At 63.7% G+C, this 22,025-nt stretch carries 16 protein-coding genes and 1 tRNA gene; 13 read left to right on the top strand and 4 right to left on the bottom strand.

What is annotated here, in order from left to right:
* Window positions 1-251: 251 nt before the first annotated feature.
* From KKP04_RS00255 to KKP04_RS00295, 9 genes are all read left to right on the top strand, one after another.
* Window positions 252-2,450, top strand: coding sequence for a catalase (locus KKP04_RS00255; protein WP_215024812.1), 2,199 nt, complete (start codon window positions 252-254; stop codon window positions 2,448-2,450).
* 345 nt (window positions 2,451-2,795) lie between these two features.
* Window positions 2,796-3,269, top strand: a complete 474-nt coding sequence (phnG, locus tag KKP04_RS00260) for a phosphonate C-P lyase system protein PhnG (protein ID WP_215024814.1) — start codon at window positions 2,796-2,798, stop codon at window positions 3,267-3,269.
* Window positions 3,270-3,273: 4 nt separating this feature from the next.
* The gene (phnH, locus tag KKP04_RS00265; RefSeq protein ID WP_215024818.1) at window positions 3,274-3,870 is read left to right on the top strand and encodes a phosphonate C-P lyase system protein PhnH; all 597 of its coding nucleotides are present in this window, start codon (window positions 3,274-3,276) and stop codon (window positions 3,868-3,870) included.
* A complete protein-coding gene (locus KKP04_RS00270; RefSeq protein ID WP_215024821.1) occupies window positions 3,871-4,962 on the top strand; it encodes a carbon-phosphorus lyase complex subunit PhnI in 1,092 nt (363 codons plus the stop codon).
* Window positions 4,959-5,819 (top strand): alpha-D-ribose 1-methylphosphonate 5-phosphate C-P-lyase PhnJ, encoded by an 861-nt coding sequence (locus tag KKP04_RS00275; protein WP_215024824.1) that lies wholly within the window; start codon window positions 4,959-4,961, stop codon window positions 5,817-5,819. The genes KKP04_RS00270 and KKP04_RS00275 overlap by 4 nt, the downstream gene beginning before the upstream one ends.
* Window positions 5,812-6,591: a phosphonate C-P lyase system protein PhnK gene (phnK, locus tag KKP04_RS00280; protein WP_215024828.1), complete on the top strand. Its 780-nt coding sequence runs from the start codon at window positions 5,812-5,814 to the stop codon at window positions 6,589-6,591. Before KKP04_RS00275 ends, phnK begins: the two co-directional genes overlap by 8 nt.
* Window positions 6,592-6,609: 18 nt before the next feature.
* A complete protein-coding gene (phnL, locus tag KKP04_RS00285) occupies window positions 6,610-7,308 on the top strand; it encodes a phosphonate C-P lyase system protein PhnL (RefSeq protein ID WP_215024831.1) in 699 nt (232 codons plus the stop codon).
* A gap of 71 nt (window positions 7,309-7,379) precedes the next feature.
* Entirely contained in the window at window positions 7,380-8,525 is a 1,146-nt protein-coding gene (locus KKP04_RS00290; RefSeq protein WP_215024834.1) for an alpha-D-ribose 1-methylphosphonate 5-triphosphate diphosphatase, read from the top strand.
* Window positions 8,526-8,607: 82 nt separating this feature from the next.
* Window positions 8,608-8,859, top strand: a complete 252-nt coding sequence (locus KKP04_RS00295) for a hypothetical protein (protein ID WP_215024837.1) — start codon at window positions 8,608-8,610, stop codon at window positions 8,857-8,859.
* On the opposite strand, the gene KKP04_RS00300 is transcribed toward KKP04_RS00295, so the two are convergent.
* Window positions 8,838-8,914, bottom strand: a tRNA-Met gene (locus KKP04_RS00300). The genes KKP04_RS00295 and KKP04_RS00300 overlap by 22 nt on opposite strands.
* Window positions 8,915-9,273: 359 nt before the next feature.
* Here KKP04_RS00300 and KKP04_RS00305 point away from each other — a divergent pair.
* Both KKP04_RS00305 and lon read left to right on the top strand, forming a co-directional pair.
* Window positions 9,274-9,681, top strand: coding sequence for an Hsp20/alpha crystallin family protein (locus KKP04_RS00305; protein WP_215024840.1), 408 nt, complete (start codon window positions 9,274-9,276; stop codon window positions 9,679-9,681).
* 15 nt (window positions 9,682-9,696) lie between these two features.
* Entirely contained in the window at window positions 9,697-12,108 is a 2,412-nt protein-coding gene (gene lon, locus KKP04_RS00310; protein ID WP_215024843.1) for an endopeptidase La, read from the top strand.
* A 45-nt stretch (window positions 12,109-12,153) separates the two neighbouring features.
* Here the strand turns inward: lon and KKP04_RS00315 are convergent, their stop codons facing one another.
* Entirely contained in the window at window positions 12,154-12,372 is a 219-nt protein-coding gene (locus KKP04_RS00315) for a hypothetical protein (RefSeq protein ID WP_215024846.1), read from the bottom strand.
* Window positions 12,373-12,513: 141 nt separating this feature from the next.
* Here KKP04_RS00315 and KKP04_RS00320 point away from each other — a divergent pair, with 141 nt between their 5' ends.
* Window positions 12,514-14,736, top strand: a complete 2,223-nt coding sequence (locus KKP04_RS00320) for an amylo-alpha-1,6-glucosidase (RefSeq protein WP_215024849.1) — start codon at window positions 12,514-12,516, stop codon at window positions 14,734-14,736.
* A gap of 694 nt (window positions 14,737-15,430) precedes the next feature.
* Here KKP04_RS00320 and KKP04_RS00325 read toward each other — a convergent pair.
* Together KKP04_RS00325 and KKP04_RS00330 are read right to left on the bottom strand one after the other, a co-directional pair.
* Window positions 15,431-17,884 carry a xylulose 5-phosphate 3-epimerase gene (locus tag KKP04_RS00325; protein ID WP_251133803.1) on the bottom strand — a complete coding sequence of 818 codons (2,454 nt, stop codon included), beginning with the start codon at window positions 17,882-17,884 and terminating at the stop codon, window positions 15,431-15,433.
* Window positions 17,885-17,932: 48 nt separating this feature from the next.
* Window positions 17,933-20,059: a glycoside hydrolase family 3 N-terminal domain-containing protein gene (locus KKP04_RS00330; RefSeq protein ID WP_215024852.1), complete on the bottom strand. Its 2,127-nt coding sequence runs from the start codon at window positions 20,057-20,059 to the stop codon at window positions 17,933-17,935.
* A gap of 100 nt (window positions 20,060-20,159) precedes the next feature.
* Here KKP04_RS00330 and KKP04_RS00335 point away from each other — a divergent pair, with 100 nt between their 5' ends.
* Window positions 20,160-21,947: an ABC transporter ATP-binding protein/permease gene (locus tag KKP04_RS00335; RefSeq protein ID WP_251133804.1), complete on the top strand. Its 1,788-nt coding sequence runs from the start codon at window positions 20,160-20,162 to the stop codon at window positions 21,945-21,947.
* Window positions 21,948-22,025: the final 78 nt, after the last annotated feature.

Below are 22,025 nucleotides of genomic sequence, written 5' to 3' on the forward strand. Positions count from 1 at the left end.
GCAACTTATGTTTTTCGCCGCTTTTAAGACCCGTCGCCCTGGTTGGGAAGCACGATCTTGCGGTTATTAAGGCGTTTCAATCCTCCTGCAAGAGCGTTACGGCTCGCTCACCGCGCCTGACATAAGCTAAGTCCACGGCGGAACAAGCTTTTTCTAGAACGGTTCTGCTTTCTGATGACCGGCACGGCTCTGCGCGGCAAGCCATCCACAATTTCCGACGCGCTCCGATGCCCCTGAGGAGAGAGCGACCCATGGCGAAGACGGAAAGCAACGGCGACAACACAAGCGTAGCCTACGGGCAGGAGAAGATCTTGCGGGGCGAGGGGGGCGAAACCCATCAGGTTGCGGGCGGCGACGTGCCCGTTCTGACGACGCAGCAGGGGGTGCCAGTCGCCGACGACCAGAACTCGCTCAAGGTCGGCGCGCGCGGGCCGACGGCTCTCGAAGATTTCCATTTCCGCGAGAAGATCTTCCACTTCGACCATGAGCGCATCCCGGAGCGGGTGGTACATGCGCGGGGCTACGGCGCACACGGCTTTTTCGAGACGACGGCGTCGCTCGCCGATGTCACGAAGGCCGACATCTTCCAGCGCGTCGGCGAGAAGACGCCGGTCTTCGTGCGCTTCTCCACGGTGGCGGGCGCGAAAGGATCGTTCGACCTCGCCCGCGACGTGCGCGGCTTCGCGGTGAAGCTCTACACGAAGGAGGGCAACTGGGACATCGTCGGCAACAACATCCCGGTGTTCTTCATTCAGGACGCGATCAAGTTCCCCGATTTCGTGCATTCGGTCAAGGAAGCGCCCGACCGCGCCTTCCCGCAGGCGGCGTCCGCGCATGACAATTTCTGGGACTTCATCTCGCTCAGTCCCGAGAGCATGCACATGGTCATGTGGGTGATGAGCGACCGCGCCATCCCGCGCTCCTTCCGCTTCATGGAGGGTTTCGGCGTCCACACATTCCGCTTCGTGAACGCGGAGGGGAAGTCCACCTTCGTCAAGTTCCACTGGAAGCCGAAGCTCGGCCTGCAATCCGTCGTCTGGAACGAAGCGGTCAAGATCAACGGGGCGGACCCGGACTTTCATCGCCGCGACCTCTGGGATGCCATCGAAAGCGGCAACTTCCCCGAATGGGAGCTTGGCGTTCAGCTTTTCGACGACGCCTTCGCCGACAAGTTCGCCTTCGATGTCCTCGACCCGACCAAAATCATCCCCGAGGAGGAAGTGCCGATTCGCGTCGTAGGCCGTCTCGTCCTCGACCGCATGCCCGAAAACTTCTTCGCCGATACGGAGCAGGTGGCGTTCTGCACGCAGAATATCGTGCCCGGCGTGGACTTCACGAACGACCCGCTGCTTCAGGGGCGCAACTTCTCCTATCTCGACACGCAGTTGAAGCGGCTCGGTTCGCCGAACTTCACGTTCCTGCCGATCAACGCGCCGAAATGCCCGTTCGCGACATTCCAGCAGGACGGCCACATGACGATGCGCAATCCGCGTGGCCGGGCCAATTACGAGCCGAATTCATGGGGCGGCGAGAAGGGCGGCCCGCGCGAATCGCCCGAAAAAGGCTTCAAGACTTTCCCCGAGGAGGTGGCGGGGGAGATGCGGCGGCTGCGCGCGGAGTCCTTCGCCGACCACTACAGCCAGGCGCGGCAATTCTACATCAGCCAGACCGAGATCGAGAAGCAGCACATCGCCGACGCCATCACGTTCGAGCTGTCGAAGGTCGAGACGCCTGCGATCCGCAGCCGTGTCGTCTCGCACCTCCTCAACATCGACGACGAGCTTGCGAAGAAGGTCGCGACCGCAATCCGGCTGAAGGAAATGCCGAAGCCCGCCGACGCCGCAGCGCCGGTGCGCACCGACCTGAAGGAGAGCCTCGCCTTGAGCATCGTGAAGAACGGTCCGAAGCGCTTCGAGGGCCGCAAGCTCGGAATTCTCGTCACCGACGGCGTCGACGCAAACGCGCTCGCCGACCTGAAGAAGAGCTTCGCGGCGGAGAAAGCGCTGGTGGAGATCATCGCCCCGGAGGTCGGCGGCGTCAGCGCCAGCGACGGCACGTGGATCGAGGCGAAACAGAGGCTCGATGGCGCCCCGTCGGTGCTTTACGACGCGGTCGCGATCCTCGCCTCGCCCGATGGCGGCGCGCAACTCGCGCATCACCCCTCAGCGCGCGACTTCGTAGCCGATGCCTTCGCGCATCAGAAGTTCATCGGATGGCACGGCAATCTCGCGCCGCTGTTCGCGAAGGCGGGCATCGCCGGTGAACTCGACGGCGGCGTGATGCAGATCAAGGGCCCCGACGACGCGACCGCGTTTGCGGAGCGCTGCGCCGGGCTGCGCTTCTGGCCGCGCGCCGAGAAGTTCAAGGCCGGTTCGAGCAAGCCGCTTGCCGCGGGCACCGCGAAGAAGAACGGGAACGGCGGCAAGATGGACGGCGGCCTGGCGAAGTAAGCTCGCCGAAAAGTTCTCGGTCGCACAAGCGCGCTTCTCCACAGTGGGGCAAGGTCGCTGGTGTTGATTCAGCTTGATCTCTGGCGCTTCCGGAAGGCAATGTCGTCGAAGCGATAGCCGATCATGGCATCGACTCGGCCAAAGCTATCGCTTTTCCTCGTCGTTCATGAAAGCCGAGTACTGCGCCCCTGTCCACTTGATGCCGATATACCGTGATGTGGTCTCCGTCATAGGTCGTGCCGGATAACGCGTGAATGACATGCGCTCCGTGTCATGAAAGCGTCACCGGCTGCGTTCAAAAGCTGCATCGAGGGATCGGGCGCTTCGTCGTCCGCATAAGGACTTATGGCGAGTTCAGGCAGCACGCAGATAATTGACGCCGAGATCGAGACTCGCCGCGCCGCCATGGCAACTTTCGCGGCGGCGAATGCGGCCGAGCTTCGTGGCGCGCTCGAAAGCATGGGAAGCATCGACGCCGTCGAAATCCGCAAGCCGGAGACCGGGCTCGTGATGATCCGGGGGCGGATCGGCGGCGATGGCGCGCCGTTCAATGTCGGCGAGGCGACCGTGACGCGCTGCGCCGTGCGGATCGCAAGCGGCGAAACCGGCTTTTCCTATCTCCTCGGCCGGGACCAGGAAAAAGCGCGGCTGGCGGCGCTGTGCGATGCGCTCTGGCAAAGCCGCGACAGGCGCGCCCAGATCGAAACGCTCCTCATCGCGCCCGTTCGCGAAAGGCTCGCCAAAGCGCGCGACGAAGCCCGCGCGAAAACCGACGCGACGCGGGTCGATTTCTTCACTCTCGTTCGCGGGGAGGACTGATCCCGTGCCCGCCCTCTCACCAGCCTTCGCAAATCCCGTCTTCGATACGCAGGCGACCTTTCGCGCGGTGATGGACGCCATGGCTCGCCCCGGCGAAATCAGGGCGGTGCCCGACGCGCTCACGCCACCCGCGCCGTTGTCGCCTTCGGCGGCTGCGCTGGCGCTGACGCTTCTCGACTATGAAACGCCTTTCTGGCTCGATGCAGCCCTGGGGGAAGCAGAAGACGTCGCGCGGTGGCTGAGGTTCCACACGGGCGCGAGCGTGACGGCGAACCCCTCGGATGCGGCGTTCGCCTTTGCCGCCGATCCGCTCGCGCTTCCGCCGCTCGCCGCGTTTTCGCAAGGCACGCCCGATTTTCCGGATCGCTCGACGACGCTCGTCCTTCAGGTCGCGGCCTTCACCGGCGGTCTGTCGCTCGTCCTTTCCGGGCCGGGTATTGCGAGCCATCGTGACTTCGCGCCGTCGCCGCTTGCGCCGGGCTTCGCCGACGAACTTCGCGCAAACGCGGGCCGCTTTCCGTGCGGGGTCGACATCGTCTTCGCCGGGCCGGGATCGGTGGCGGCGCTGCCAAGATCGACGCGCATCGAAGAGGATCGCTAGATGTATGTTGCCGTGAAGGGCGGGGAGCGCGCGATTGCCAACGCCCACAAGCTTCTGGCGCATGAGCGGCGCGGCGACGAGAGCGTACCCGAGCTTACGGTCCCGCAGATCGAGGGCCAGCTTGCGCTCGCCGTCGCCCGCGTGATGGCGGAAGGTTCGCTTTACGACCGCGAGCTTGCCGCCCTCGCCATCAAGCAGGCGTGGGGCGATCTGATCGAGGCGATCTTCCTCGTGCGCGCTTACCGGACGACGCTGCCCCGCTTCGGCGCAAGCGAGCCGCTCGACACCGCGCGCATGGAGATCCGGCGGCGAATCTCCGCCACCTTCAAGGATCTGCCCGGCGGCCAGATCCTCGGCCCCACCTTCGATTACACGCACCGGCTGCTGGAGGAGCCAGCGGCACCGCTGCCGCCCGAACAGGCGCCGCGCGAGACAGACCGCGAGCCGACCCCCCGCGTCACCGACATTCTCGCGGGCGAAGCGCTCATCGAACCGTCGCCCGAGGCCGACCCGTCCGACAGGCCGGGCGACATCACGCGCGATCCGCTGACCTTCCCGGCGTCGCGCGACGTGCGCCTGCAAAACCTAAGCCGCGCCGATGAGGGCTTCCTTCTGGCTCTCGGCTATTCCACGCAGCGCGGCTATGGCCGCAACCACCCCTTCGCGGGCGAAATCCGCCTGGGCGAGGTGGAGGTCGAATTTTTCGCCGAGGAACTCGGTTTCGCGGTGCCGCTCGGCGCGATCACCGTGACCGAATGCCAGACGGTCAACCAGTTCAAGGGCAGCGATACCGAGCCGCCGCAGTTTACGCGCGGCTACGGGCTTGCATTCGGGCATTCGGAACGCAAGGCGATGTCGATGGCGCTCGTGGATCGCGCGCTTCGCGCGGGCGAGCTTGGCGAAGAGGCGCGCGCGCCCGCGCAGGACGAGGAATTCGTGCTGTCGCATTCGGACAATGTGCAGGCCACGGGCTTCGTCGAGCATCTGAAGCTGCCGCATTATGTGGATTTCCAGTCCGAGCTTGGCCTTCTGCGCCAGATCCGCGCGAGCTTCGAGGGCGGCGCGGACGCGTCGAAGGACGGCGCGGAATGAGCGCCGCCTCCTACAATTTCGCCTATCTCGACGAGCAGTCGAAGCGGATGATCCGCCGCGCAATCCTGAAGGCGATCGCGATCCCAGGCTATCAGGTGCCGTTCGCCAGCCGCGAAATGCCGATGCCTTACGGCTGGGGAACCGGCGGCATTCAGGTCACGGCGGCGATCCTCGGGCCGGACGATGTGCTGAAGGTGATCGATCAGGGCTCCGACGACACGACGAACGCGGTTTCGATCCGCGCGTTCTTCGCCAAGGTGGCGGATGTGAAGACGACCACCGCGACGGCGGACGCAACCGTGATCCAGACGCGCCACCGCGTCCCGGAAACGCCGCTCTCCGACCGCCAGATCCTCGTCTATCAGGTGCCGATCCCCGAGCCGCTGCGCTTCCTCGAACCGCGCGAAACCGAGACGCGCCGCCTGCACGCGCTGGCGGATTACGGCCTCATGCATGTGAAGCTGTATGAAGACATCGCGCATCACGGCCATATCGCGACGGCCTATGCCTATCCGGTCATGGTCGCTGGCCGCTACCTGATGGACCCGTCGCCCGTGCCGAAATTCGACAACCCGAAGATCGGCGGTTGCGCGGCGCTTCAGCTTTTCGGCGCGGGCCGCGAGAAGCGCATTTACGCCATCCCGCCATATACGCGCGTCGTTTCGCTCGACTTCGCGGACTACCCCTTCGAGCGCTACCGCCAGCAGGGAACCTGCGCCCTGTGCGGCGCGGACGACACCTTCCTCGACGAGGTGGTGACGGACGACAAGGGCGGGCGCATGTTCATCTGCTCCGACAGCGACTATTGCGAAAAGCGTCGCGAGACCGCGAGCGCGAAGGAGAGGCCGCATGACTGACGATGCGCCGCTTCTGTCGGTTCGCGGCGTCACCAAGTGGTACGGCCGCCGCCTCGGCTGCCGCGATGTCGGCTTCGACCTGTATCCCGGCGAGGTGATCGCCATCGTGGGCGAGTCCGGCTCCGGCAAGTCGACCCTTCTGCGCCTTCTGACCCGGCAGGCCGACATCGACGCCGGAACCGTGTCATACCGCATGCGCGACGGGAGCTTGCGCGATCTTTCAGCGCTGACCGACGCCGAACGCGCGGTGCTCCGGCGCACGGACTGGGGCTTCGTCCATCAGGACGCGTCCTTCGGTTTGCGCATGAGCGTCTCGGCGGGCGGTAACATCGGCGAGCGCCTCATGAGCGCGGGCGCGCGCCATTATGGCGACATCCGCGCCGAAGCGGCGCGCTGGCTCGCGCGCGTGGAAATCGATCAGGCGCGCATCGACGACACGCCGGACACCTTCTCCGGCGGCATGCGCCAGCGCCTTCAGATCGCATGCAGCCTCGTCACAGGCCCGCGCCTGATCTTCATGGACGAGCCGACGGGCGGCCTCGACGTGTCGGTTCAGGCTCGCATCCTCGACCTGTTGCGCGGCCTCGTGGTCGATCTCGGTTTGTCGGCGCTGATCGTCACCCACGATCTCGGCGTCGCGCGTCTGTTGTCTCACCGAATCATGGTGATGAAGGCGGGCGAAGTCATCGAGAGCGGGCTGACCGACCGCGTGCTCGACGATCCGCGCGAACCCTATACGCAGCTTCTCGTATCCTCGATCCTTCCGGCCTGACGCCATGGACCCGCATCGATGAAACCCGTGCTCGAAATCTCCGGCGTGTCGAAAAGCTTCACGATGCACCTTCAGGGCGGCGTGAGCCTGCCCGTCATGGCGGACGTGACTTTCGATGTCCGCGCGGGCGAATGCGTTGCGATCGTCGGACCGTCGGGGGCGGGGAAATCCTCGGTGCTGAAGATGATCTACGGCAGCTATGGATGCGACAGCGGCCGCATCGTCGTGACTCATGGGGGCGAGATAACGGATCTGGTGCAAGCGCCGCCGCGCCAGATCCTTGCGCTGAGGCGCGAAACCATCGGCTATGTGAGCCAGTTCCTTCGGGCAGTGCCGCGCGTGCCAGCCCTCGACGTTGTGGCCGAGCCGCTCGTCGCCCTTGGCGCTGCCCGCGAAGAAGCCCGCGACAGGGCCGCGGCGATGCTCACGCGGCTGAACGTGCCGCAGCGCCTCTTCGGCCTGCCACCCGCGACGTTTTCCGGCGGCGAGCAGCAGCGCGTCAACATCGCCAGAGGTCTTCTCCCCGACTACGCGCTCCTTCTCCTCGACGAGCCGACAGCCTCGCTCGACGCGAAGAACCGCGCGGTGGTGGTCGATCTCATCAACGCGAGGAAGCGCGGCGGTGCTGCAATCATCGCCATCGTTCACGACGAGGATGTTCGCGACGCCATCGCCGACAGGATCGTGGACGCCGCGCATTTCTCGGCGGCGGCATAGAGCGAACAAGAATTTGGAGCGCGTCCCCTTCCCAGCGCGCGCGCTCCGGCATCGAGCAGGACTGAGACGACATGAGCGCGAACGAGCTTATCCTTACCAATGCCAGCATCGTCCTTGCGGACCGCGTGGTAAAAGGCACCCTTACCGTAAAAGGCGAAATTATCGCCGGAATCGACGAGGGCGTGAGCCAGCTGCCCTCCGCCATCGACTGCGAGGGCGATCTCGTCCTGCCCGGCCTGATCGAGCTTCACACGGATAATTTCGAGCGCCACATGATGCCGCGCCCCGGCACCGCATGGCCGGTGCGCTCCGCCGCGCTTTCGGACGACAGGGAACTGGCCGCCTCAGGCATCACCACGGTTTTCAACGCGATTTGCGTCGGCGAGGTGCATACGCGCTCGGTCCGCTCCGGCATGGTGGCGGAGATCGCCCGCGCCATCGACGACCACATCGTGGCGGGCACGCTGAAGATCGACCATTATTTCCATTGGCGTTGCGAGGTGAGCTATCCCGGGCTTCCCGATCTTCTCGATCCGCTGATCGACAACCCGCGCCTCCGGCTCATTTCGGTGATGGACCACACGCCCGGCCAGCGCCAGTTCGTCGACGGCGCGCGTTATGCGGAATATTATCAGGGCAAGTATCAGATGACGGACGCCGAGCTTGCCGAGTTCATGCGCACGCGAAGGCGCGACGCGGAGCTTTATTCGGACAGCAACCGGCGATACGTGGTCGAAGCCGCGCATGCGCGAGGCGTTCCGCTCGCGAGCCACGACGACGCCACCGCCGCGCATGTGGACGAGGCCATCGCCGACCGCGTTTCGGTCGCCGAGTTCCCGACCACGCTTGAGGCGGCGCGAGCGTCGCATCGCGCAGGGCTGGCCGTCCTCATGGGCGGCCCGAACATCGTCCGGGGCCAGTCGCATTCCGGGAACATCTCCGCGCTCGAACTTGCCCGCGCAGGCGCGCTCGACATCGTGTCGAGCGATTACGTGCCGGCCGCCCTGCTATGGGGCGCGATGAAGCTCGTGAGCGAGGCGGACATGCCGCTTGCCGTGGCGGTCGCCACCGTCACGCGCAATCCGGCGCGCGCGGTGGGCTTCACCGATCGCGGCGAGATTGCGCCGGGGTTGCGCGCCGACCTCATCCGCGTGCGTCAGTTCGACGGCCTGCCCGTCATTCGCGACGTGTGGTGTCTCGGCCGAAAGGTGGCCTGATCGGCGAGATCCGTGCGCGGAAGGTACCTTTCGAGGGCCGCTCGAAAGCTGGCGCGCACTTGGGGATGCGCTGCGTCGCACGTTGATCGGCCACCGGCCGGTTGCTTATGTGGAGGTGGCGCGCGGGATCGCCTTCGCGGTGAAGAATGCTGAGGAAGGCGGAAAGCCGGCAGGCGCGCGCTTCATCGACGCGCTACAGAAAATCCTCGGCAACGTCATAGTCGTTCCGGTGGGAACGGATGACCGGCCAATGCTTGGAGATTATGGGATCGCGCTTTGCCTTGAACCCGGAGACGAAGCTTGTGGAATTGGTGGTTGCGGGGGCAGGATTTGAACCTGCGGCCTTCAGGTTATGAGCCTGACGAGCTACCGGGCTGCTCCACCCCGCGTCACAAAGTTGACATAGGCCGTTCAGTCGGAAACCGCAACACATACCTTCATATTTTGCCGAAAAAAGTGGCGGTGCGTTTCCAACAGGTCGGCCCTTCGACGGGACGATTTGCACGCTGCCGAGCGCATCGCGAGTGGTCGATTGGCGACGGGCGTCGAGTACGCTTCCCCGCAGGCGTCAAAGGTCCACCGCCCCGCGCGCCGATCGGCGCGCTTATAAACGCGCCGCGAAGCCTTGAAAGCCATCCCACCCACCGTCCATATTCGTCCGGGAACAGCAGGCACCCATTCGCCGCGATCCGGCTCGGACCGTGGCGTCTCACGCGCATCCGAGCATTCGATGTCAGGAACGCACTTCATGACAAAAAAGGAATTCACGACCTGGATGTGGTTCGAGGCGCTCGACCGTCTCTCCCGCGCCCAGCGTCTGCACCAGCAGTTTTTTCAGGTTCACCATCAGGCTGGCCAACCCGCCTGGGAGCCGCCGGTCGATGTCCTCGAAACGAAGACCGAGGTGCTTATCCTCTGCGCGTTGCCGGGCGTCGATCCCGAAACCGTGGATGCCGTGATCGAGAGCGGCATGCTTACCGTCTCGGGCAAACGCTCGCTGCCGGAAGAGTTGCGCACGGCGCTGATTCATCAGCTTGAGCTGCCGCAGGGACGGTTCTCGCGCAACATTCCGTTGCCGCCTGCGCATTACGTTTCCGTCCAGCGACAGGCCATAAACGGTTGCCTGCTCATCACCCTCGAAAAGAAATCCCTCTGACAAGGAAGCGGCACAATGGATCAATCCAATTCCGGTCCGGCGCCGGAGGCCGAATCGCAGCCCGGTGAGACCGTGACAGACGGAAACGACGGTTCGAACGCGCTTCTCATCCTCCCGATCCGTGAGACGACGATCTTCCCCGGCACGCTCTTTCCGATCTCCATCGGCCGACCGATTTCCATCGCGGCGGTTCAACAGGCCATGCGCGAGGAAAAGCAGATCGGCATCCTCATGCAGCGCGACAGCAGCAACGCGGAGCCCAGCGGCGACGACATGCACCGCGTCGGCACGGTCGCGAACATCGCGCGTTACGTGACCGCGCCGGACGGCACTCACCATGTGATCGTGCAGGGCGTCGAGCGTTTCCGCGTGCTCGATTTCCAGCAGGAACGGCCCGTGTTCATCGCGAATGTGCAGCGCATCGCCGAGCCTTCGGAAGATGGCGCGGAGATCGAAGCACGCATGATGGTTCTGCGCCAGAAGGCGGTCGATGCCCTGGAGCTTCTGCCGCAAGTGCCGACGGAACTTGTCAACGCGATGCAGAACGCGAGCTCCGCCGCGATGCTGGCCGACCTTGTGACGGCCTATATGGACATCCCGAGCGATCAGAAGCAGGATATCCTCGAAACCATCGATCTGCCGACCCGCATGGACAAGGTTTCGCGGCTTCTGTCCGAGCGAATCGAGGTGCTGCGCCTCACGCAGGAAATCGGACGGCAGACGAAGGCAGTGTTCGACGAGCGCCAACGCGAGGCCGTGCTGCGCGAACAGATGGCCGCGATCCAGCGCCAGCTCGGCGAGGGCGACGGCAAGGCCGAGGAGGTCGCCGAACTTTCCGCGGCCATCGCCAAGGCGCAGATGCCGCCCGAGGTGGAGACGCAGGCGAAAAAGGAGCTTCGCCGCTACGAGCGGCTGCCCGAGCAGGCGGCAGAAGCCGGTATGATCCGCACCTATCTCGACACGCTGACCGAGCTTCCCTGGGCGCTCCCGGACGAAAAGCCCATCGACCTCGCGCAGGCGCGCAAGATCCTTGAAGACGAGCATTTCGGCCTCGACAAGATCAAGCAGCGGATCATCGAATATCTCGCCGTCCGCAAGCTCGCGCCGCAGGGCAAGGCGCCGATCCTGTGTTTCGTCGGGCCGCCCGGCGTCGGCAAGACCTCGCTCGGCCAGTCGATCGCCCGCGCGATGGAGCGGCCCTTCGTGCGCGTCAGCCTCGGCGGCGTGCATGACGAGGCGGAGATTCGCGGCCATCGGCGCACCTACATCGGCTCGCTACCCGGCAATATCATTCAGGGTATCAAGAAGGCGGGCGCGCGCAACGCCGTGATGATGCTGGACGAAATCGACAAGATGGGGCGCGGCATTCAGGGCGATCCGTTCGCGGCGATGCTCGAAGTGCTCGACCCGGAACAGAACAATACGTTCCGCGACGCCTATCTCGGTGTGCCGTTCGACCTGTCGCGCGTGACCTTCATCGCGACGGCGAATATGCTGGACACGATACCCGGCCCGCTGCTGGACCGGATGGAAATCATCCAGCTTGCAGGCTACACGGCGAAGGAAAAGCTCGAAATAGCAAAGCGCTATCTCGTGCCGCGCCAACTGGAAGCGAACGGCGTCGCCAACGGGCAGGCGCTTATCGACGACGCCGCGCTGACCGCGATCATTGAGTATTACACGCGCGAAGCGGGGGTGCGGTCGCTCGAACGCGAGATCGGCAAGGTATTCCGCAACGTCGCGGTGCGCATCGCCGAAGCGCCGGGCGAGAAGGTGCAGATCGATGCGGGCGACCTCGCGGGTATCCTCGGCCAGCCTCGTTTCGAGAATGAAGTTGCGATGCGCACCAGCGTCCCCGGCGTGGCGACGGGCCTTGCGTGGACCCCGGTCGGAGGCGATATCCTCTTCATCGAAGCGACGCGCGCGCCGGGTAAAGGCGTGCTGATCCTCACCGGCCAGCTTGGCGACGTGATGCGCGAAAGCGCGCAAGCCGCGTTGAGCCTCGTGAAGAACCGTGCAACATCGCTCGGGCTCGATCCGAACATGTTCGAGAAGAGCGATATCCACATCCACGTTCCGGCGGGCGCGACTCCGAAGGACGGGCCAAGCGCGGGCGTGGCGATGTTCACCGCGCTCTATTCGCTGCTCTCGGGGCGCACCGTGCGCAGCGACACGGCGATGACGGGGGAGATCAGCTTGCGCGGTCTCGTGCTTCCGGTCGGCGGCATTAAGGAAAAGGTGATAGCGGCGGCTCGCGCCGGGTTGACGCGTGTTATGTTACCGGCGCGCAATCGCCGAGATTACGACGACATCCCCGAGGAAACGCGCAAGAGCCTCGACTTCATCTGGCTCGAACGCGTGGATGACGTGATCGCGGCGGCGCTCGAAAGCGAGGCGCAGGCGGAGGGACAGGCGTCGGTGCATTAGGCAAGCAGCATCAGGAAGAAAGCCGGGCGTCGCGCCCGGCACCGATCAGGACGGCCGAGGAAACTTCTCAGTGTTCTCGTCCGTGAATTCCCTGTCGAGTTCGGCTTCGAGATCGATCAGATCCTGAGGAGGCGTGTAACCGAAGGCGCGAGCCTGATTCAGCTTTTCCTTCAGTTGAATGTAGAAGCCGAAACGATCTTCCGGCGCGTCCGCAACCGTTTGCAGGAGCAGGTCGAGTTCAGCTTTCAGCGCTTCGAATGCCATGCCATTCTCCCATGAAACTGATCGCGGTCTTTATGCGATGATGCAGTAAAATATTCCGAAAAGCATCAACAATTGCCCATCGGGCGGCGCTTTGGCGCCGGGGGGGCGGGGGCCAAACATCAACCAACGAAGAGGTTTTGAATGCTGGATGAGCCGAAAGAACCGAGCGTCTGCGACACGATACCGGAGAGCGAGCAATCCCCCTTCTATATCGCCTCGGCAGGGGCTCCATCGCGGCCGCGCTGCATTCTGAAACAAAACGATTGCTTTGTCGTGATGGACAATTATGGCGACATCGGCTGTGCGAGCGATGAAGCCAGCGGGCTTTACTCGCGCGACACGCGGCATCTTTCGAAACTTATGTGTTGTGTGAACGGCGAGATGCCGCTTCTCCTTGGCTCCACAACGCGCGACGACAATCTCAACATGCGCGCGGACCTGACCAACCCCGATATCCATTTCGATGGCCAAGGTATCGAGATTCTCAAGGACACCGTGCACATCAAGCGCACGATCTACCTTCACAATGGCGGGCTGGCGCAACGAAACGCGTTCTACAATCATGGGGCGGAGCCCGTCTCGCTAGACCTCGACTTTCATTTCGACGCCGATTTCGCCGACCTGTTCGAGGTGCGCGGCATGCGCCGCCCCGCGCGCGGCTCCCTGAAAAAGGAGGTCGTCGGTAAGGACAAGGTCAAGCTTCAATACACCGGTCTCGACGGAAAGGTGCGCGAGACGACGCTCACCTTTCAGCCAACTCCGGTTGAATTGACGGAGACGACGGCGCGTTTCAAGGTTGCGCTTGCGCCGCGCGAGACTGAGCGCCTTTACGTGGCGATCAGATGCGACGGCGACGTACAGCCCGCGGCCGACTCGTTCCTCTGGGGGCTGTTTCATGCGCGGCGCGACCTCGTCGGCAAGCCGGGCGAAATCGCGAGCGTCGAAACATCGAACGCCGTGGTCAACGAGATCATCTGCCGGTCGCTTGCCGATCTGCGGATGCTCATGACGAAGACGACGGACGGCAAATATCCCTACGCCGGCATTCCGTGGTATTCGACCACCTTCGGCCGTGACGGGCTTATCACCGCGATGCAGCTTCTGTGGTTCGATCCGTCGGTGGCGCGTGGCGTACTGAAGCGGCTCGCACGTTTTCAGGCCACAACCTTCGACGACGCGGCCGATGCACAGCCCGGCAAGATCCTGCACGAGATGCGCGGCGGCGAAATGGCCGCGCTCGGGGAAGTGCCCTTCGGCCTCTATTACGGCAGTGTCGATTCAACCCCGCTTTTCGTGCTGCTCGCGGGGCTTTACGTCGCCCGCACGGGCGACATCGCATTCTTGCGTGAGATCTGGCCGAACGTGCTCGCCGCGCTCGACTGGATCGACGGGCCGGGCGATCCCGACGGCGACGGCTTCGTCGAGTATGCGCGCGCCAATCAGAACGGGCTCGTCAATCAGGGGTGGAAGGATTCGCACGATGCGGTGTTCCATGCCGACGGCTCGCTCGCGGAAGGGTCGATCGCGCTCGTCGAGGTGCAGGGCTATGTCTACGCCGCGCTGAAGGTGGCGGGGAATTGCGCGAAGCTCCTCGGCGAAATCGAGCGCGCGGATACGCTGATCGCGAAAGCGGAACTGCTTCGTCTGAGGTTCGAGGCGGCGTTCTGGTGCGACGACCTTCGCACCTACGCGCTGGCGCTCGACGGGAAAAAGCGGCCTTGCCGCGTCCGCACGAGCAATGCGGCGCAAGCGATGGCGACGGGCATCATGATGCCCGAACGCGCGCGGCAGGTGGCCCACGATCTCTTGCGGCCGCGTTTCAACTCGGGCTGGGGCATTCGTACCGTTGCCTCGGGCGAGGCGCGCTACAATCCGATGTCCTATCACAACGGTTCGATCTGGCCGCACGATAACGCCATCATCGCCATCGGTCTCGCCCGTTACGGGCTGACGCAGGGCATCGCGCCGATCTTCGAGGGGCTGATGCAGGCGGCATCCTATATGGATCAGCGGCGCTTGCCTGAGCTTTTCTGCGGCTTCCCGCGCCGACGCAGCCGAGGGCCGACGCTTTATCCTGTTGCATGCTCGCCGCAGGCATGGGCGAGCGGTGCGGTCTTTCAGCTTCTCCAGGCCGTGCTCGGGCTTCATTACAGCCTGCCGAACCGGACAATCACGCTGAGAAATCCCGTGGTGCCGATGTCGATTGGCGAAATCGCCATCCGCAACATGAGGCTCGGCGATGCATCGATCAGCTTCACCGTTCGGCCGGAGCGAAGCGGCAATGTTTCTGTCGGGGTGCTGGAACGGACTGGGAAGATCAATATCGCCGTGTTGCTCGATGAGGGCGACGGCGCCGCCGCGTGAGCGCGGCGGGCGAATGGTGAGGCGGTCGCTCATGAGCTCGATGAGCGACTTCGCGCGCCAGATTTCGGAAGCGCGGCGTTTTCGAAAGCAGGAGCCGGATCGGGCGGCCGGTAAACGCCGGTCTTGCTGCTTTCGACGGTCTTCAATTCAGAAAAGCGACTGTCCCTTGGCGAGGTCTGAAGGCTCGCCGTCGCGTCTAACGCAACAAATACAAATTCTGTAGCTCTGCATCGTTCGCCGTCCATGCGAACTGAGTATCAGGAAAATATTCGATCTTTCGATTGTTTAGCGAAGCCAGAGGTTCGCGGGATCGAGATCGAATTCTTCCTTGATGAAAGCGAAGATAGACGAGAGGCCGTCGAAAAGAATGTTCATGGCGTGCTCCGATTTGCTTGATAAGATGCATGTCTTGCATCGATGAAAGCTTTATAGGAACAAATCGTCACTTTTTAATTAACAAAAAATACACCAAGTCATGTGTAAGGCGAGAAGACGCCGTTTCGGTGGCAATTTCGTTAGTCGCACGACTACAAAAAGCGTCGGATGTTGCCGGAAGCTGTCCCGCACCGTTGCGTGCCTGCAACACTCTGGTTCGTCTTCGAAAAAAGAAAGGGCGGAGCCAACGCTCCGCCCTCCAGTTCATCTGCGCCCCTGCTCAAAGTGAACGCGGGGCTAGCTATTGTCTGACGCTCGTTCAGAACGCAGCGTTCATCACGAGATGCGGATTGCCGTGCCCGTCGATGGTGCGGACTTCGTCCTCGGTCAGAACGACGTACGCGTCCTTGCCGATGAGCTTCGCCGCCGCGCGCGCGATATGCGCCCAGGTCGAGTAGTTGGCGAACAGCAGGCCCGCCGCGTCGAGCGTGCCGCCGCGATTGACGTAGCCCAGCACGCGCATCCGCGAGGGACCGCCGTCGATGCGACGAAGCACGCCGATGATGGGCTCGGGCCGCGTATGCGTGACAACGACGCGCGGCAGTCGCGCCGGGAACAGCGCTTCCAGCTCCGCGTCGGACAGCACGAACTTGCCTTCCAGATGGTCGCGCGGCTCGCGCAGGCGGCCCGGCTCGACAACGATGGTAATCGCCGCGTTGACGCCCTTCGCTTCAAGCCGCTTCGCGGCCTTGATCGCTTCCACCAGCTGATAGGAGCCGAGCGCGATCAACTGAACGTCCGCTGTCGCGAGATTGCCCGAGAACGTCGCCGCGCCGGTCTCGTAGAGTTTCACCGCGAGTTCCGGCGAGACGAGCGACGGCACCGGGCGCTTCGAGATGACGAGCGTGCCGATCGTGCCATTGTCGCGATAGATCGTGCGCATCGCTTCGACGGCGGTGTTTGCATCCACCGGGAACAGCACGCGCGAGGTGTCCGACATTTCGCCGAGAAGCGCCTCGGCCAGCGTCGGATCCTGATGCGACTGCTCGTTCTTGCCGTTTTCCCACGCATGCGACGTGGCGATGACCGGCACGCCGATCCAGCCCGGCTTCTTGCCGATATGCTTCTGGTGCCGCGCGAAGATGATATCCTGACGCAGCGCGCCGAGCATCTTGACCGCGAAGGCTTCGTAGCTGACCGACAAGTTGAGGCCGCCCTTGTTGCCGAGCGCGGCGCCAATCACGGCCTCTTCGTTCAGCGCCGTGATGATCGCGCCTTCGGTCGATTCCGGCACGCCTTCTTCCGGCACGTTCACGCGGTGTTTCAGATGCGCGAGCGTCTGGCCCATCTGGTTCGAGCCGAGTTCGTCGGGGTTGCCGACGCGCGGGCGAAGGTTCGGATTCGCCTTCACGAGATCGACGAAGAAACGATCGACCGCCGCCATCGGCGAGACGTCGACACCAACCTCGGACCACACGGTCTCGGGGAAAGTCGGCGTTGCCACATTGCGCGACGCAATCGGATGATCGCCTTCCTTCGGGCGATCCTGCTCGGCATGCACGTTGAACGTCGCGATGGACTCTTCAAGCTCGGCGGGCGATACGAACAGAGCCGCCGCGCCCTCGTTGAACTCCTTGCGCGCGGCTTCGTCGTGGCGCGGATTGCCGATCAGCGGCGTTCCGTGCGCGCGGTTCGTCCCGGCGCCGGGGAAACCGTAGCCCTTGATCGTGCGCGCGACCGTATAAGGCAGCCGGATCGGATAATCGCGCTTGCCCGCGAGCGTCAGCGCGCCGCGACCTTCGAGCTTCGACTCCGAAATCAGGATGGCCCAGGCGAAGGCCGCCGGGTCGGTTCCGTCGATGTCGATCGGGTCGAAGTTGTTGATGCGCAGGTGGTCGTTCAGCCACTCGGTGCCGCCCTGCTGCTCGATCTCGCTGCGTTCCTCGATGCGACGGCCGTTCAGGATCATGATCGGCGAGACAAGGCCGCTGTCGCCGGGGCGCCACCAGCGCGAGGACCATTCGCTGCCGCGCTGCTCCTCGAAAGCGCCGTCGGAGAGGATCGCGACGAGCTTCTCCCCCTTCAGCGGCATGTGGACATATTCCACCTCCGCGAAGCCGAGATAGCCGCCTTCCATCGTCGCGCCGGCCGTGTTCGGGTTGGCGTGGCTGCCGAGCGGAACGCCGGGCGAGCCGTCCGGCGCGATGGCGTAGGAGTAGAAGTCGCGGACGAGGTTTTGCAGGCCCGCGGCGTCGCGTGTATAGCGATCTTTCTGCTGCGGCGTCTGGTTTTCGAGCAGAAGATTCACGGATTCGATGGCGGCGACGGTGTGTCCCTGGCCCATGACCCATGAGCGCGTCTCGCCGGTCAGGGCGTTCGCGAGGAAATAGCCGACATAGGCGGGCGCGACGTTGAGCGAGCCACCGGTGTGGCCTTCCGGCGCGTGCTTGAAGTCGTCGGGGGCGAGCGGCTGGCCTTCAAGGTCGACGCGCGTCGCATAGGTCATGTGGACGACGATCCACATCGCGGCGCTGGTCAGACGGTCGGCCGCGATCAGCTTATGCAGGATTTCGTCGAGGTTCTTCGCCTTGCCTGCCTTGATCAGCGTTTCGGCCAGGCCATAGATGCGCACCTGGGTGACGTCCTGGTGCTTGATGACGCCGTAACCTTCGGCCCATTTGCGGAACAGCGGGTTCTGGCCACGCAAGGCTGCCGCCAGCTCCGACACGTCGAGAGACGTGTGGTTCGCGATTTCGTATTCCGATTCAGACATGTAACGTACCATCCATTTGTGGGGAGGAAGTGATTGATCGGGAGCCGGTTAATCGACTGTTACAACGCGAACACGACAGCGCGTTAACAACGCAGCGTCAGCGCTCGGGCCTGTAAGGATTTCGATTTCGCCGGGTTCAATGCGACGCACAGCGTCGGCATCGGGGAATGAAAAATCGGCGGTCGTCAGAGCGAAGCGCACCGTAGCGCGTTCGCCCGGAAGAGTTTTGATCTTCGTGAAGGCTTTCAGTTCGAGGAATGGCCGCGTTACGGAAGCGAGTGGATCGCGGATAAACAAATAGACAATTTCTTCAGCCGCCATACCGCCAATGTTGGTGATGTCCACCTCGACGGTGAGGCATTCGCCGGGCTTCAGCGTCTCGGCGCTCGCGCGCGGCTCGCCATAGTCGAAGCGAGTATAGGTCAACCCGTGGCCGAAAGGAAACAGCGGTTCGTTCGGCACGTCGATATATTTGCTCGTGTCGTGGTTTTCGGGATCGGCGGGGCGTCCCGTTGGGCGCTCACCGTAGAATATCGGGATCTGGCCTGCGTCAAGGGGCCAACTCAGCGGGAGCTTTCCGCTGAGGGATACCGCGCCGCCGAGAATGTCGCCGAGCGCGTTGCCCGCTTCGGAGCCGAGGAACCACGCGGCGATAACGGCGTCGGCTTTCTCGAACAGCCACGGTGCGATCAGCGGGCGGCCCGAGGTCAGCACGGCGACAACGGGTTTGCCCGCGCCGAAGACCGCTTCCGCGAGGGCGCGCTGCGCATCGGGAACGACGGGGCGCGCGCGGCTGTTGGCCTCGCCGGACATGTTGGCCGTCTCGCCAATGCAAAGGATCACGGCATCGGCCGAACGCGCGGCTTCCAGCGCGGCGGCGATATCGGCGCCGCTCGCATGGAAAACCACCGCATGCGGAAACGCGGCCTTCACGCCTTCGAGGAAGCTCACCGCTTCCGAAGCTTCGCCCGCCGCACGCCACGGCCCGAGCATTTCGCCCGGTGCGTCGGCCAGCGGCCCGATGACGGCGAGGCGGCCGGTTTGCGCCGAGAGCGGCAGCACGCCGTTGTTTTGCAGGAGCACAATGGATTTGCGGGCTGCCTCGCGGGCAAGCGCCCGGTGCGCGTCGATCGTTCCGGGCGCAAGCGCGTGTTCGCCGCGCGCATATGGCTTATCGAAAAGCCCGAGCGCGAGCTTCAGCGCGAGTACGCGGCGCACGGCGGCGTCGATGGTCTCGATGCGGACGAGCCCGCGCGCCAGCACTTCCGGCAGGCCATCGGTGTAAGTGCCGCTCGCCATGTCGATATCGACGCCCGCATTCAGCGCGAGCGCCGCCGCTTCTGCCGCATCTGCCGCCACGCCATGCTTGATAAGTTCCGCCACGGCGAAGAAATCGCTGATCAACACGCCGTCGAAGCCGAGGCGTTCACGCAGCACGCCGGTCAACAGCGCGCGATGCGCGGTCAACGGCACGCCCGCCATTTCGATGAAGGCGGGCATGATGGCCGCCACGCCTGCATTAACCGACGCGGCGAAGGGCGGCAGGTAGACCTCTTCAAAGGTGCGTTGCGAAAAGTCGGCGGAGGCATATTCGCGCCCCGCGTTCACGGCGGCATAGCCCGCGAAGTGCTTGGCCGTCGCCGCCAAGGCGTCGCTGCGGGACAGATCGTCCGTCTGGAAGCCCTCGACCTTCGCCTCCGCGAAGCGCGCCGTTACGAACGCGTCTTCGCCCGCGCTTTCCACGATGCGGCCCCAGCGCGGATCGCGCGCAACATCGAGCATCGGTGCATAGGTCAGCGCGATGCCGTCCGCTGCCGCCTCGACAGAAGCCGCCCGCGCGGTGCGCTCCCACAGATCGGGATCGAATGCCGCCGCTTCGCCGAGCGGCACAGGAAAGATCGTGCGATAGCCGTGGAGCACGTCCAGCGTGAAAAGCAGCGGGATCTTGAGGCGGGAGTTTTCGACTGCGGCTTTTTGCGCCGCGATGAGCGCGGTTGCGCCGCGCAGATCCAGCACGCTGCCCGCGTGCCCCGCCGTAATCTCGGCAAGCTTTGGCGCGAGGAGTGTCGAACCGGCCGCGTCGAAATCGGCCCTGATCATTGTGAGTTGGCCGAGCTTGTCCTCAAGGGTCATCGCCTGAAGCAAGGCTTCGATCCGTGGAGCGTCTTCCGTCATCGAACGCAGCCTTGGCCCTTGGGTGGTCATTCTTCGACTTACGGATTATAAGGACCGCCAAAGCCGGTCAACCCCCCATCTTCCTAACGCGTTAGAAAGTATGTCTTCCTTGAAGCAAAACGGTACGGTACCTCAGGAAAGTGTATATAGCCAGGTACGCTCTCTTTGGAAAATCATAGACGGCCCAAAGGCGCGTAAGGGTCTTTTGTTGTTTGCTGGAGCAATAACTGCCGTTATTGCAACGAATGCGCTTGTTCAGATTCGCCTCAACACGTGGCAAGGCAACATCTACGACGCTATCGGTACGCGTAATCTGGCGATCTTCATGAACGAAGTCGTCATCTTCCTGGTGATCGTGAGCACGCTGCTTTGCCTCGGAGTGGCGCAGACGTGGTTGCACGAAACTCTGAAGGTTCGGCTGCGCAAGGCGGTAACCTTCGACCTGCTCAAGGAGTGGCTTTCTCCGCGCCGCGCGTTTCAGCTACCGCTCACCGGCGCGATTAGCGTCAACCCGGACCAGCGCATTCAGGAAGACACGCGGCGGCTCTGCGAACTCACAGTCGATCTCGTCGTGGGGTTGATCCAGTCTACCCTCTTGCTTGGCGCCTTCGTCGGGGTGCTGTGGGGGCTGTCCGCGCAGGTTGTATTCGTCTACGAGGGCAACGCGTTCACGATACCCGGCTACATGGTGTGGGCCGCCATCGGTTACGCGGCCATCGGGTCGCTTTTTACCTGGCTCGTGGGGCGCCCTCTCATCGCGGCGCATACCGACTTGCGCGTCGCCGAAGCGGATTTCCGCATCAGCCTCATCCGTGTGAACGAGTCGGCCGAGGAAATCGCCCTCATGCATGGCGAGGCGGCCGAGCGCGACCTTCTGCGCCGCCCGGTCGACATTGTCCTCACGATCATGCAGAAGATCGCGAACCGGCTCGCGGCGCTCGGCTGGGTGACGGGCATCTATGGCTGGCTTGCGCTTCTTGCGCCGCTGCTTCTGGCGGCTCCGGGCTACTTCTCCGGGTCGCTTTCGCTGGGCGGCCTGATGATGGTGGTCGGCGCCTTCGGTCAGGTCCAGGCGGCGCTTCGCTGGTATGTCGACCGCTTTCCGACCATCGCGGAATGGCGGGCCATGCTCGCGCGTGTCATCGGCTACCGAACAGCGCTGCAAACGCTTGAAGAGAAAAGCAGCAAGACATCGCATATCCGCTATGAGCAAAGCGCGGATAACTCGGTCACACTCGACAAACTCTGTGTCTTCGCTCCGAGCGGTCGCGTTTCGTTGAGCGAACCGCTCGTGAAGGTGGCGCCCGGCGAGCGCATCCTGATCTCCGCCGCGCCGAAGTCGGGCAAGACGACGTTCGTAAAGGCGCTCGCGGGTATCTGGGGCTGGGGCAAGGGAACGATCCGCTATCCGGCCGGCCAGCGCATCGCCTTCGTGCCGGACACGATTTATCTGCCGACCGCAAGCTTGAAGACGGCCCTTGCCTATCCGCGCCCGGCGGAGGAAATCGACGACGACGAAGCCATAAAGGCGCTCGAACGCGTGCGGCTCGGAAAGCTGGCGTCCGATCTGAATGTGGAGCGGCGTTGGGAGAAGGAGCTTGCTCTCGACGAGCAGCGCCGCCTGATGCTCGCGAATATGCTTCTGTTCAAGCCGCAGTGGATCATTCAGGACGAATCCATCGTCGAACTCGACGACGAGAGCCGCAACCTCGCCGCTTCCATATTTGCGAATGAACTCGCCGACACGGCGCTCATCAGCGTCGGGCGTTACGATCCGGGGAACGGCTTCTACACGCGGAAAGTCGATCTCTGTACGGCGCCGCCTTCGCTGCATATGCCGCTCCGGCTGGAGAATGGCGAGTTGCGGGAGACGCCCGAACACGCCTGAAAACGCGCGATGTTCGTCAAAGCGCCGACGTGGCAGGATTTGTTACCAGACCCGGCTTGGAAGACGAGCGAAAGTGCT

Source organism: Rhodomicrobium sp. Az07, assembly GCF_018619475.1.
Classification (GTDB): Bacteria; Pseudomonadota; Alphaproteobacteria; order Rhizobiales; family Rhodomicrobiaceae; genus Rhodomicrobium.